This window comes from Paenibacillus sp. FSL W8-0186 (genome assembly GCF_037969765.1).
In the GTDB taxonomy this organism is placed as follows: domain Bacteria; phylum Bacillota; class Bacilli; order Paenibacillales; family Paenibacillaceae; genus Fontibacillus; species Fontibacillus woosongensis.
Genome location: NZ_CP150207.1, coordinates 3,659,437 through 3,672,942 on the forward strand (window position 1 = coordinate 3,659,437; position 13,506 = coordinate 3,672,942).

Consider the following 13,506-nt stretch of genomic DNA (forward strand, 5'->3'; position numbering starts at 1 on the left):
TTCACCTCATTCTGTTATATTCGTGTTCTTCGGTCAGAATTTCCGTAATCGAGCCTTGTATTTCTACCGTATCCGGGGTACAGAGAAATATGTTGCCGCCGATTTTGGAAATGCTGCCGCTGAGCGCATAGATCGTGCCGCTGAGAAAATCAATAATGCGCATCGCCTGATCGTTGCGGACCCTTTGCAGGTTCACGACGACAGACCGATGCGAGCGCAAATGATCTGCGATTTCCTGCGCCTCATCGTAAGAACGCGGCTCATACAGGATAACCTTCACGTTCTTCTGGGAATGGATACTGACTACATTATTCAACTTCTGATTCCGCCGAGCCTCGAAGCTAGGAGCTTCAAACTCGGCTTCCTCTTGCTCCTGAAGCTTCTCGCGCTCCACGATTTCTTCTTCTTCCTGAAGGCCCAGAAAATTCATAAACCGATTCATAACTCCCATTACATCTCCTCCCCTTTCCCTACTAGAATTGTACCCAAGCGCACCCATGTCGCTCCTTCCTCAATCGCTACTTCAAAATCTCCCGACATCCCCATCGACAGCTCGGTTAACGGTTCCTTCGTAATTTTCTGGGCATTCAGCCGATCCCTTAGCTCGCGGAGTCCCCGGAATACCGGCCGTGTCAGCTCCGGGTTATCCTCGATCGGCGCCATAGTCATAAGTCCAATTATTCTGATGTGAGGATAAGAGGCGATTTCCCTCAGCAAATCAGCCGCCTCTTCAGGGCTAACTCCATGCTTGGAACTTTCCCCGGATACGTTCACCTGCAGAAACGCAGAAACGGTAATCCCTTGAGCTGCTGCCCTCTTCTCTAGCTCCTTGGCTAAGGACAGACGATCCAAGGAATGAATATATTGAAATTTGCCAATGACGTCCCTTACTTTATTGGTCTGCAAATGGCCGATGAAATGCCATACTCCCCGTCCTTCCAGCGCCTCCCATTTAGGAACCGCGTTCTGCGGACGGTTCTCGCCGATATGAACGATGCCTTCATCCAGCAGCATGCCTGTCGTCTCCAGGCCTACATACTTCGTCACTGCGACGACGTTGACGTCGTCCCGCCGGCGACCGCTTCGTTCGCAAGCTGCTTGGATGCGGTGTTCCACCTGCTGTATCCGATCTTTGAGCGACAAAGAAAGGATCACCTCTCTTTCATGCCAATCCAGCTCGCCATCCTGCCAGTTACTCCGTTCTGTTTGCGATAAGAGAAGAACTTATCGGGATGGCAGCTTGTACACCATGTTGTACATTCGATATGAGTCGGCAATATTCCTGCTTTTATCATAATGATTCGATTCAATTCTTTCAAGTTCAGCATGCATCGGTCCGGATTAACGGACGGCGCTGTGAACGCAGCGACCGTCTCGCCTGCGGGAAGCCCGGCTCTCACCTTGGACATGACCGCTTCATCGACCTCGTAGCAGCATTCCCCGATTGACGGTCCGATGGCCGCCCGAATATCCTCTCTACGGCTTCCATACTCTCTCTCCATCGTCTCTATGACCGCGGCTGCGATATGACCTACCGTGCCTTTCCAGCCGGCATGAGCCAAGCCTACGGCTCCCTGGACAGGGTCAAGGAAGTAGAGCGGAACGCAATCGGCATAAAACGAGGTCAGCAAAACTCCGCGAACGTTGGTCACTAGACCGTCCGTATTCTGAAAGGCGCTTTCCCGATCCAAATAACCTTTGCCTGCATCTGAATCCTTCACTATAGCAACATGCGTCCCGTGAACCTGCTCGCCGCAGGTCCACTGCCCGGGCTCAAAGTCCAGAAACTCCGCCAGGATGATACGGTTATCCAGCGCAGCGGCCTGATCATCGCCGACATGGTAGGCCAGGTTCAGCGAATCGTAAGGGGAGCTGCCTATTCCGCCATTTCGGCCGCTAAAGCCGGCGCTTAGTCCAGGCAGCAGCCCGCTCCAGCTCTCCAGCATAAACGTTTCGGGCTGGCCCTTCCTTTCTATAGCTTTCCATTTAAACGGCTCCATCATCCACCTCTTTATCATTTCATATCCTGAAATGGTACTGCAAACTCAAGTTTACCATAAGGCGAACCGCTTTTCGAAGAGGCAGCCCGCCGAATTCCATGAATTCTAACCTCGGCGTTCTGCTCTCCCGTCCCGGTCGATATAGACAGTCGTCTCAAATTGCTGGACGCCGCTTTGGGCCAAGCCGTCCATTTTGACCAATACGACGTCCGAACCGATCTTCACGATGTTTTTCCAGGGAATGATGAGATCGCTCCCTCCCCCAAACAAGCCCATAAACTTCGTATTGACCGGAACCACGATGGCTTCAATGACACCTTGCTGCAGATCAAGCTCTAAATCGCTAATATGCCCCAGCCTTTTGCCGTCAACGACATTGATGACATCCTTCGTTTGAAAATCAGATATTTTCATGCCAGCCTCCCGCCAATCGTTTGTAATATATATATGATGATCGTCCGCAAAACATTTAAAGAACCCGACGGACAAATAAGAAAAAGGTTTCTTTCCTTTAAAATCCAAAAAAAAGGGCTCCCGAAGGAACCCATGATTTAAGACTTAACGTGCTTCTGCATTTGTAAAATAGCGGATTTCTCAAGCCTCGAAACTTGCGCCTGAGAGATGCCGATTTCATCGGCGACCTCCATTTGCGTCTTTCCTTCGAAGAATCGCATCGACAGAATCATCTTCTCGCGGCGGTTCAGCCGCTGCATCGCCTCACGCAAGGCGATCTCTTCGATCCAGGATACATCCTTGTTCTTATCGTCGCTAATTTGATCCATAACATAGATCGGATCGCCGCCGTCATGGTAAATGGGTTCAAACAAAGAGACTGGATCCTGGATGGCATCCAGGGCAAATACCACATCCTCCTTCGGCAAACCTAGCGCTTCGGAAATTTCGAAGATCGTTGGCTCCCGCGAATTCTGGTTGGTCAGGCTGTCGCGCATTTGCAGCGCCTTATACGCAATGTCGCGCAGGCTGCGGGATACCCGGATCGGATTGTTATCCCTTAAATACCGCCGGATTTCCCCGATGATCATGGGTACAGCATAGGTAGAGAATTTAACGTTCTGCGATAAATCGAAATTATCGATGGCTTTCATGAGTCCAATGCAGCCGACTTGAAATAAATCGTCTACAAACTCCCCCCGATTGTTGAATCGCTGGATGACACTCAGCACTAGCCTAAGGTTGCCATTCACTAACTTTTCTCTGGCTGATCTTTCATTGTCCTGCTGCAGGGAGCGGAACAACTCGCGCATTTCCACATTGGTTAGAACGGGCAATTTTGCAGTGTCTACACCGCAAATCTCGACTTTGTTTCGGGTCATCGTGTCTTTACCTCCCAAGGAGAAACTTAATGATCATTATCTCCCCGGGCTGTATTTTTATTCCTTTGTTTATGACCTCTAGACCATCTTATTGAACTCCTTGCGGAGACGTTTGATGATCCTCTTTTCCAGCCGGGAAATGTAAGATTGCGATATTCCCAGCAAGTCAGCCACGTCCTTCTGCGTCTTCTCATCGCCGTCAACGAGGCCGAAGCGCAGCTCCATAATCAGTCGCTCCCGCTCGCTCAGCTTATCAAGCGCTTTGTGCAGCAGCTTGCGGTCGACCTGTTCCTCGATATTGCGGTAAATCGTATCATTCTCCGTGCCAAGCACGTCGGAGAGCAGAAGCTCATTGCCGTCCCAATCAATGTTGAGCGGTTCGTCGAAAGATACTTCTGTGCGTATTTTGCTGTTGCGCCGTAAATACATTAATATTTCATTCTCGATGCAGCGGGAAGCATACGTTGCCAGCTTAATCTTCTTCTCTGGATCGAACGTATTAACGGCTTTGATCAGTCCGATGGCCCCGATCGACACGAGATCTTCAATGTTGATTCCGGTATTTTCAAATTTGCGGGCGATGTAAACGACCAGACGCAGGTTTCGTTCGATGAGCATGGCTCGAATTGCGGAATCTCCCGAGGAAAGGCGCTGCAGCAAATATTCTTCTTCTTCCCTCGTCAAAGGAGGCGGCAGCGCCTCGCTCCCCCCGATATAGTAGATTTCCTCGCTTTTGAGCCCGAACAGGAACAACAGCCGATAATATTGTAATTGCAGCATCAACTTCCATCTAACACGCATTTCATTTCCTCCTATATCACGATCCTGATGTACTGACAAGATACTCCTCTTCCCGCCCCGACATCCCTTCGAGCAGCACCGGATGAATGATCGCGCGGTAGGCAGATTCCATGGACAACCGCCCCCCGTCCAATCCAATTAGTACCCGGCCCGTCGTCACCGTCCGCCCTTCCTGAACAACCGACACTTCATCCGGCTTCAGCGCGATCATAAACTGAGAGCCTTTATTAATTCCCCGGTAAGGAACAAGCCGCAAACGGTCCCTCCATGGAAACGAATCCTCGTCGCTCCACTCCATGATGAGGTTGTCCGCTTGCTCCGCAGCTAGCCGGCTTAAAAAAGATTCCGGCAGCATCTGGTCCCATAACGAGGCTTCCATGACCATGACGGGCCATCTCGTCAACGGATCTTTCAGTTGATTGCCCGTATCGACAAGCCCCATGCACCGTACCGTCGTCTCATCGATGCGTACTTGTACTTCAGCCAAGCAGCTTTCTACGCGCTCCACTGCGCGCCTTGAGGAGACAACCGCCTTAAACCATAGAACAACTATAAAAAAGACAATGATCGTAAATATTGAACCTACTTCGAGCGAAAAGCCAAGCCCCCCGGAAGCAGAATACCAAATTCCACTCCACACTTCCCCAGAATTCTGCAGCAGATAATGAATGCCCAAAATGCCGCCGGCCGCTGCAAAATTCACCATGTAGAAGGCCCCCATATTCCGCAAGTAGTTTTGCAGACTAGCATAACCGAACGCGATCCATAGCATGACGACAGAGAATAAAAACTTTACCAGGAAGGTAAATAGAAAAGATAGCTCCGGAAGAAACATCATCAGGACATAAGCAGCTCCCACAGCCGCCGAGGCCGTGATCCGCCATGCCCTCACCCGCTGCCTCCTGATCCAGGCCGTCATCAGCAGCAAGCTCGCATCGATCAGCAGGTTCATAAGAAATATGAGATCGAGATAAACGACCACTTCGGTTCACCTGCCCCAGCCCTCCCTAATCTTCTTCTTGTGATGGTAGAAGAGCCTTTCTAAAGCCACAGGAGTTGCTATCAGTATAAAGAGATGCCATCGTAAAGTCTGTCTAAAATTGGGTGAAGATAAGTACTAGTTTTGTCGAGCAATGCAAAAAACCTCTATTCCACGAGATGTGGAATAGAGGTTTAGATTTTGGGGAGATTTGGTCAAACTTAATCGTTATTGTGACGGGAACGGTTGCGGAGGAAGGTTGGGATGTCCAATTGATCACCGCTTGGCTGGTTTCCAAAAGGTCTCAACGAGGATGCCGCACGGCTATCTTGCGTTTCGGCTGTGTCTGCCCCCGGCTTGCGGACTGGCACTGCCGAAGACTTATGCTCGAATCCGGTCGCAATGACCGTTACCTTGATCTCTTCCTTCAAACTCTCATCAATAATTGCACCGAAGATCATATTAACTTCCGGATCAGAAGCAGAGATGACGATCTCAGCTGCCTCATTAACCTCGTATAGGGACAGGTTCGATCCACCTGTAATATTCATAATTACGCCTCGAGCACCTTCAATCGAAGTCTCGAGCAACGGACTCATGATCGCTTTGCGAGCAGCTTCTGCCGCACGATTCTCGCCCGTAGCTTCACCAATTCCCATCAGGGCGGATCCGCGTTCAGTCATAATCGTCTTCACGTCGGCAAAGTCAAGGTTGATCAGACCCGGTACGGCAATTAGGTCAGAAATACCCTGTACCGCTTGACGCAGCACATTATCCGCCTCGCGGAACGCTTCCAGCATCGGCGTTTTCTTATCTACGATCTCAAGAAGACGATCATTAGGAATAACGATAAGGGTATCTACCTTCTCCTTTAATGCTTCGATGCCATGCTCGGCATGCGAAGAACGCTTGCGTCCCTCGAAGGTAAACGGCCGGGTCACTACGCCTACAGTCAGCGCGCCGCACTCTTTGGCGATTTCCGCAATGACCGGAGCGGCTCCCGTCCCCGTTCCGCCGCCCATACCGGCTGTTACAAACACCATGTCCGCACCCTTCAGTGTGTTGGCAATCAACTCGCGGGACTCTTCTGCCGCTTTCTTGCCCACCTCAGGGTTCGCACCCGCTCCAAGTCCACGGGTCAGCTTATCCCCGATTTGCAGCTTATGCTCGGACTTGGCTAGATGAAGGGCTTGAGCATCCGTATTCACCGTAATGAATTCGACTCCCTGCACCCCGTTCTCGATCATTCTGTTCACAGCGTTGCTACCGCCACCGCCAACACCAATGACTTTTATTTGAGCCAAACTCTCCATTTCAAAATCAAATTCCAACATACTCTTCCATCTCCCCCTCATTGTGCATGGATGGCCCGTCCATTTAGAAGTTAAATGAATTCACTGAATAGACTCTTCAGACGTTCCATGATCCCTGGTTTGCTCGCGCTCTCCTGGGTAGTTACCGGTTTATTCCGATTGGTTGTCTTCTTTGCACCGTTGCCGGTATTCCGGACGCGGATATTTTTGATAACCTTGTATAATATGCCAACGCCTCCCGTGTATCCAGGATCACGGACACCGATATAATCCGGTACAGCGACCCTCACGGAAGCAGCCAGTTCCTCCTGAGCAACTTTGAGAAGCCCGGGCATAGACACGGTTCCTCCCGTAAGTATATAACCTCCGGGGAGCTCGTTGTAACCGAGCCGTTTGACTTCCTGCCGGATCATTTGAAATATTTCCTGAACGCGTGGCTCGGCAATGGCAGCCAAATCCTCTTGGGTAAATTCCTTGTCTACATTGCTGCCGATTCTCGTAACCTTGAAGGTTACGTCCGCCGCCGAATCCTCGATAGAGGCGCAGCCGTATTTGAGCTTCACCTTCTCCGCTTGGTCCGTTAACGTGCGAAGGCCGTAAGCAATGTCATTCGTTATAAATTCTCCCCCTATCGGAAGCGTAGATGTCGCTGTAATTGTCCCGCTCTCGAATACTGCAATCGTCGTGGATCCCGCGCCGATGTCTACCAGCACTGAGCCCATTGTCTTCTCATCCTTGGATAATGCAAGCTGGCCTGCTCCAAGGGACAGCAATACCAAATCGCTTACTTTCAGCCCGGACTTCTCCACGCAACGAAGCAAATTATGTATCGCTGTCTTTGCGCCGGTAATTATCGTTGCTTCGACCTCCAGACGAACCCCGATCATGCCGCGGGGGTCTTGTATCCCTTCAAGGCCGTCCACAATGTATTGCTTGGCGACCACATCAATAATTTCCCGCTCCGGAGGCAGCGCAATCACTTCCGCTGCTTTCAACACACGGTCGATGTCGTCTTCACCGATTTCGCGGTCTTCGTTCTGTACGGCTACCACCCCGTGGCTCGTCTGGAGTCCGATATGATTTCCCGAAATGCCGACGTATACTTCCGATATTTGAATACCTACCATCCGTTCCGCATGATCAACAGCGCTGCGGATCGATTGTACGGTTTGGTCAATATCTACAATCGCGCCTTTACGAATTCCTTCCGAGTCGGCCGATCCAACTCCAATAATATTAAAGGTTCCATTACTAATTTCCCCAATAATAGCACGAACTTTGGATGTACCGATGTCCAAACTAACAATGATGTCATTGTTGCTCAAGCTCTGGCACCTCCTATTTCCCATTCAAAATTGTTATAGCCTTATAAAACACACACTCTACATATTCAACATCGTTTGACCTTTCCCTCTTTTTTCTACAATTTTTTTGAATTCCATCTTTTGCATAAAGTAGGATAAAGGTAACGATAGAATAGGTTCCCAGACCTTTATGTCCAATGCTATAAAATTAGACAAAAGGGCTTCTTTAAAAACCAGCCCATAAAATGTATTTTATCATTGTTTCTCATTCATGAGTAGTATCATTTTGATCGTCATGCGGCTCGTAAGGGACATAGGAATCCGCTTCAAGCATAGTAAGTATTCCGGGATCCTGGGACTCCAAAATGGAGTTCATGTACTCAAGCTTCTTCGAAAGAAGCGAAATGGCTGTCACCACCTCAAATTTGGAGCCGGTATACAGCTTGATCCGATCCGGATATGACAAGGTAGGTGAAGGCACGATTTCCGAAATGTCAGATACCTGGTCATCCGGGATTTGCGCGAGAACTTGGCAAAGCTTGGACAAATTCGGATCATCCGCCTTCCATCCCGTCAAGATCGGCTTCTCCATCGGCATCGATCCGATCCCCAGGCTGATTTTTGTCCCATTGGCTAGAAAACCCTTCAACCCTTCATCCACGGTCAGTTCATAAGCTGCCAGCGGATATTCCTTAACACGGATCATAATTCCTCCGGGAAAGGATTTGTTCACCTCGACATCCTCAATGGACGGAATCTTCGTCATACGCCTCGCTATCGTATCCGAGCTCGTCCCAAAAAACGGAGCGCCCACCTTGAGGCCGCTGATTTCCAGCAAGTCCTCATTTGGCGTATACGAGCTTCCTTCAAACGTAATGCTGGAAATTTTGCTTAAAGAAGAACGAAAAAAAAGCACTGCGAGCAAAGACAGGCACAGGAGAATTAAAATCCCGGCTACTTTTTTGCTGCTTCTTCTTTTCGGTTTTGGTTGCTTCAACACCGGCATATTGGCTTTAGACATAACTTTTCTCCGTATTATTGTAATGTGCAAAGCCTTTATCCCCTCCGGCGGAGGGGATAATTCAAGGCATCATTAGGCCAGATCCAGCTGCTTGAGTACAGGAGCATCACGTCTCACGACGCCTCCAAGCCGCTGAAACATCATTTCTATCCGATCATAACCACGGTCAATGTGATATACTCGCTCAACGATCGTCTTGCCTTGCGCGGCTAATCCAGCAATCACGAGTGCGGCACCGGCTCTCAAATCCGTCGCCTCCACGGTAGCGCCATACAGTCTAGGCACCCCGCGAATAATCGCTGCGTTCATATCAACGGAAATATCCGCACCCATCCGCACTAATTCATCAACATGCTTGAATCGACCTTCAAACACCGTTTCCTTCATTAAGCTAACCCCGTCAGCTAAAGATAGAAGCACCATAACCTGGGACTGTAAATCTGTAGGAAAAGAAGGATAAGGTGAAGTAATGATACGTTCTACCGCTTTAAGGCGGCCTATGCTGCTTACCGTTATTATATCATTGTAGGTGCTTATTTGAACACCTGCCCGGCGCAGCACATGAAGCAGAGAGACCAGATGGGAAGGATTGCAGTGCGTCAGGGTGACCGTTCCTCTTGTGGCTGCTGCGGCAATGAGCGCTGTGCCCGCCACGATCCGATCGGGAATGATCTCGTAATCGCACGGGCTGAGCCGCTTTACCCCCTGGATCGTAATCGTGTCGGTACCGGCCCCCATGATGCTCGCGCCCATGCGATTAAGAAAATTTTGCAGGTCCTGGATTTCGGGCTCCCGTGCCGCATTCGTAATTACGGTAGTTCCTTCAGCCAGCGCCGCAGCCATCATAATGTTCTCCGTAGCGCCGACGCTCGGAAAATCAAGATGAATGTCACTGCCCACAAGTTTGCTCGCCCTGCACCAAATCTGATGATCATTCTCCTCGATTACGGCTCCAAGAGCCTGTAATCCCCGTAAATGCAGGTCGATTTTCCGTTCGCCGATCGCGCATCCGCCGGGCTGATATATGCATACTTCCTTGAACCTTGCCAGCAGCGGCCCCATCAAAAAAATAGAAGAGCGCATCTGCTTCATCAAATCCTCAGGCACATGGCTGGAATCCGCTCCGCTGGCATCGACCATGACGGTGTCGTCCTTATGAACCGTTTTACAGCCTAATCGGCTCAAAATGCCAAGCATAACATCAATATCGAGCAAACGAGGAACATTTCGAAGTTGCACCGCCCCCTCAGACAGCAAGCTGGCAGCCAAGATAGGCAGTGCGGCATTTTTCGCTCCATGGATTTGAATGGTTCCTGATAGGGGTCGCCCGCCTTCAATCACCAATTTGTCCAATGTATCACCTCCGAGTTTACCGTTCACCCACGAAGTAAACCTCCGGCACCAAAGCGATATCATATTTTGAGGCTATGGTATCCTTGATTAGCTCCATGAGCGCGAGAACGTCCTCTGCTGTCGCTTGCCCCGTATTGACAATGAAATTGGCATGCAGCTCGGATATTTGCGCTCCGCCTATACTCCTCCCCTTAAGTCCTGCCGCTTCGATCAACCTTGCCGCATGATCCTGTGGCGGATTACGGAATACGCTGCCCGCGCAGGGCTGCTGCAACGGCTGAGTCTTGCGGCGGCGATCCTTATAGGTAGCCATGGCAGCCGCGATCTCCAAACGATCCCCTTCCTTCAGGGTGAAGATGGCATTGGCCACTACTCCGCGGCTTCCATGCAAGATGGAATGGCGGTACGAGAAATCCATATCCTGCGCATTGTAAGTTACCAACTCACCCGTCTCCAGAACAATTTCAGCGGATTTAAATATGCGTGACACATCAGACCCGTGAGCGCCAGCGTTCATATATACGGCTCCACCGACGGTTCCTGGAATCCCCCCAGCAAATTCCAGACCGGTCATGCCTTCCTTCCCCGCCATAATGCTCAATCTCACGAACGAGGCGCCTCCCCCCGCTTCGGCCTCGGTTCCCCGAAATTGGATCTGCTCCATTTCCCTGCCCAGCTTAATTACCGCACCGCGAATGCCCTTATCGGATACAAGCATGTTGGAGCCCTTGCCTACCATTAACCAAGGAATTTGCTCTTCATGAAGCTGGCGAATCAAATTTGCCAGCTGCCGCTTGTTCTCTGGGATGATTAGAGCGTCGGCCGGCCCTCCTATTTTCCATGTCGTATACTTCGACATCGGCTCGTTTGGCAAGACCTTGCCCACTTCCTGCTCTGACAATTTCGATATCCATTGCTGCATCTGAAAATCCCTCCTTGACTAACATGCCGAATCCCGTCCGGTAGTCAGGCCGTCCGATGATCGGTTCTATCCGTATATTTCCACCGGCTGCATGGGTTCGCGGAGACGACGCAGGAAGACGTCTTTCCTTCTGGTCCCCGCATGGATTGTCACGATTTATATGGTATATTATGCCCTCTGAAGTAAGAGTGTGACAAAGGCCCAGCACCGGCAGTACTCTATCGTTTTCCTTGACTTCGAACAAGCCGCCGCATTTCCTCCACGATCAAATGAGCCGATTCCGGCTTGCCGAGCTTCCTTGCTGCTGCTGACATTTTTCCGTGAAGGGAAGCTTCCGTCATAATTCGTTCAATCGCCGCAAACAATTTGCCGCCGTTTAATTGGGGCTCGAGGATCACCTCGGCTGCTCCCGATGTCTCCAGCGATCTCGCATTTTTCTCCTGATGATTGTTCGTGACGTTCGGCGACGGAATCAGGATAGACGGGATGCCCAGGGCGGTAATCTCAGCCAGGAAGGACGCTCCGGCCCGGTTCACAATCAACGAGGTACATGCCAGCACCTCCGGCATATTGTGCACGTAAGGCAGCACCCGCAAGTTCCCCGGAATCTCGCCTAGTTTGGCAGCGATTGCCGACTTTGTAGTTTCATAGTAGCTTTCGCCGGTAACATAAATAAAAGAAATATGCCCCAGCTGAGAGACGGAAGACGCCATATCGATCATCGCTTCGTTGATCGCTTTTGCCCCGCGGCTTCCCCCGACAACGAGAACGATCGGGCTGTTCGGCGGAAGCCCCAGCGAAGCATATCCCTTGGTTTTATCCGCTTCAAAAACAGTCGTGGCCCGAGGATTCCCGGTATACAGAATTTTCTTCGCCGCCGGAAAGGCAGCACCCGATCCTTCGAAGCTGACTGCTACCGTGGATACGTATTTGCTCAAAAAACGATTCGTCAGTCCGGGTACCGCATTCTGTTCATGGATAATGCTCGGAATGCCGAGCTTCGCCGCTGCATAGACGACGGGACCACAGACGTATCCTCCCGTTCCAATCACCACATCCGGCTTGAACTCTCTCAGAAGCCGTTTGGAAGTACGCACGCCCTTCACGAAACGAACAATCGTTTTAACGTTATCAAACGACAATTTCCGGCGAAAGCCGGTAATATTAATAGCTTTGAATGGTATGTTCTCTTTGGGCACCAGAGAGCTCTCAAGCCCCCGTTCGCCGCCAATATATAGAAATTCGGAATCAGGGTATTCCGCACCGCATTGTTTTGCGATCGCCAGAGCGGGATAAATATGTCCCCCCGTTCCGCCGCCGCTTAGCACGACGCGCATACTTGTTCACCTCGCATAACGGGATAAATTCAATAGAATACCAAGCGCCGTCAGCATCAGCGTAAGCGATGAGCCTCCGTAGCTGATCAGCGGCAGGGTGATGCCAGTGACAGGCATGAGACCGATGACGACGCCGATATTGATAACAACCTGTACAGCTACCATACCGACAATTCCGACGGCAAGCAAGCTCCCGAAGCTGTCTTCCACTGTCATCGCCACTCTCATGCCCCTCCACACTAAGATGAGAAACAGTAATAGAACTAGTAATCCGCCGATAAAACCAAGCTCCTCAGCCAAAATTGAGAAAATGAAATCCGTCTGCGGTTCAGGAACATAGCTGTATTTCTGGCGGCTCATCCCCAGCCCCAGACCTGCCAGTCCACCTGGACCGATCGCATACAGCGATTGAATGATTTGATATCCGGCGCCAAGCGGATCAGACCAAGGATCGAGAAAGGCGGTAATCCGCTGCAAACGATACGGCGCAGCCAAGATGAGCCCGACGAAGCCGACTGCTCCGATCGCAGCCAGCCCGGCCAAATGCCTGATTCTTGCTCCGGCGGTAAAAACGATCAGCAAGGATGCGCCCATCATGACCGTGCCGGTTCCTAAATCCGGCTGCAGCATGATGAGGCCAAACGCTAGTCCCATGATGCCCAGAGGCGGCAGCAGCCCTTTTGTAAATATCGTAATCTTGTAATCTTCCTTGCTTAACCAGTAGGAAAGGAACAAAATCATTCCAAGCTTCATGAACTCAGAAGGCTGAATCCCAAAGGAGCTGATGCCAAGCCAGCTTCGCGCACCGCCCCGGACAACGCCTATGCCGGGAATAAGCACAATAACGAGCAGGACAAAGCAGACTAGCAGACCCAGCTTGGCATATTTCCGCAGATGGCGAAAATCGAAATTCATCATGAAGAACATAGCCACAAGGCCTAGCACAGCAAACAACAGCTGTCGTTTGACGAAATAAAAAGAATCTCCGTAATCATGGAAAGCGAGTACAGAGCCCGCACTGTATACCATTACAATTCCGATAGCCAACAGTCCCAATATGCTGGACAGCAGCCAAAAATCCGGCGCCATGCGATTTTTGCCCATCGTGGAAGCCACCTCTTAACCAAAAGTAGGGGCTTTTC

14 protein-coding genes are annotated in these 13,506 nt (G+C 50.7%); all 14 read right to left on the minus strand.

Annotated features, from left to right (window positions below; translation table 11 throughout):
• Position 1 precedes the first annotated feature (1 nt).
• The 14 genes from MKX50_RS16580 to spoVE all read right to left on the minus strand — a co-directional run bounded on the left by MKX50_RS16580 (position 2) and on the right by spoVE (position 13,468).
• Positions 2-451 (minus strand): cell division protein SepF, encoded by a 450-nt coding sequence (locus tag MKX50_RS16580; protein WP_155610383.1) that lies wholly within the window; start codon positions 449-451, stop codon positions 2-4.
• Positions 451-1,143, minus strand: a complete 693-nt coding sequence (locus MKX50_RS16585; protein ID WP_213590262.1) for a YggS family pyridoxal phosphate-dependent enzyme — start codon at positions 1,141-1,143, stop codon at positions 451-453. The genes MKX50_RS16580 and MKX50_RS16585 overlap by 1 nt, the downstream gene beginning before the upstream one ends.
• An 8-nt stretch (positions 1,144-1,151) precedes the next feature.
• On the minus strand, positions 1,152-1,946 hold the full coding sequence (gene pgeF, locus MKX50_RS16590) for a peptidoglycan editing factor PgeF (protein WP_339157389.1): 795 nt from the start codon (positions 1,944-1,946) through the stop codon (positions 1,152-1,154).
• A 159-nt stretch (positions 1,947-2,105) separates the two neighbouring features.
• On the minus strand, positions 2,106-2,414 hold the full coding sequence (locus MKX50_RS16595; RefSeq protein WP_155610386.1) for a YlmC/YmxH family sporulation protein: 309 nt from the start codon (positions 2,412-2,414) through the stop codon (positions 2,106-2,108).
• Positions 2,415-2,551: 137 nt separating this feature from the next.
• Complete coding sequence (gene sigG, locus MKX50_RS16600; protein WP_155610387.1) at positions 2,552-3,334, minus strand: RNA polymerase sporulation sigma factor SigG; 783 nt, start codon at positions 3,332-3,334, stop codon at positions 2,552-2,554.
• A 78-nt stretch (positions 3,335-3,412) separates the two neighbouring features.
• On the minus strand, positions 3,413-4,135 hold the full coding sequence (gene sigE, locus MKX50_RS16605; RefSeq protein WP_155610388.1) for an RNA polymerase sporulation sigma factor SigE: 723 nt from the start codon (positions 4,133-4,135) through the stop codon (positions 3,413-3,415).
• A 16-nt stretch (positions 4,136-4,151) separates the two neighbouring features.
• Complete coding sequence (gene spoIIGA / locus MKX50_RS16610) at positions 4,152-5,117, minus strand: sigma-E processing peptidase SpoIIGA (RefSeq protein WP_339157390.1); 966 nt, start codon at positions 5,115-5,117, stop codon at positions 4,152-4,154.
• 218 nt (positions 5,118-5,335) lie between these two features.
• Entirely contained in the window at positions 5,336-6,448 is a 1,113-nt protein-coding gene (gene ftsZ, locus MKX50_RS16615) for a cell division protein FtsZ (protein WP_155610389.1), read from the minus strand.
• A 50-nt stretch (positions 6,449-6,498) separates the two neighbouring features.
• Positions 6,499-7,752: a cell division protein FtsA gene (gene ftsA, locus MKX50_RS16620; RefSeq protein WP_213590257.1), complete on the minus strand. Its 1,254-nt coding sequence runs from the start codon at positions 7,750-7,752 to the stop codon at positions 6,499-6,501.
• 244 nt (positions 7,753-7,996) lie between these two features.
• On the minus strand, positions 7,997-8,752 hold the full coding sequence (locus MKX50_RS16625) for an FtsQ-type POTRA domain-containing protein (RefSeq protein ID WP_339157391.1): 756 nt from the start codon (positions 8,750-8,752) through the stop codon (positions 7,997-7,999).
• A gap of 72 nt (positions 8,753-8,824) precedes the next feature.
• Complete coding sequence (murA, locus tag MKX50_RS16630) at positions 8,825-10,105, minus strand: UDP-N-acetylglucosamine 1-carboxyvinyltransferase (RefSeq protein WP_244996369.1); 1,281 nt, start codon at positions 10,103-10,105, stop codon at positions 8,825-8,827.
• A gap of 16 nt (positions 10,106-10,121) precedes the next feature.
• The gene (gene murB / locus MKX50_RS16635; RefSeq protein ID WP_213590251.1) at positions 10,122-11,027 is read right to left on the minus strand and encodes a UDP-N-acetylmuramate dehydrogenase; all 906 of its coding nucleotides are present in this window, start codon (positions 11,025-11,027) and stop codon (positions 10,122-10,124) included.
• A gap of 218 nt (positions 11,028-11,245) precedes the next feature.
• Positions 11,246-12,364 (minus strand): undecaprenyldiphospho-muramoylpentapeptide beta-N-acetylglucosaminyltransferase, encoded by a 1,119-nt coding sequence (gene murG / locus MKX50_RS16640; protein ID WP_283925182.1) that lies wholly within the window; start codon positions 12,362-12,364, stop codon positions 11,246-11,248.
• 6 nt (positions 12,365-12,370) lie between these two features.
• Entirely contained in the window at positions 12,371-13,468 is a 1,098-nt protein-coding gene (spoVE, locus tag MKX50_RS16645; protein WP_213590247.1) for a stage V sporulation protein E, read from the minus strand.
• Between the last annotated feature and the right edge of the window lie 38 nt (positions 13,469-13,506).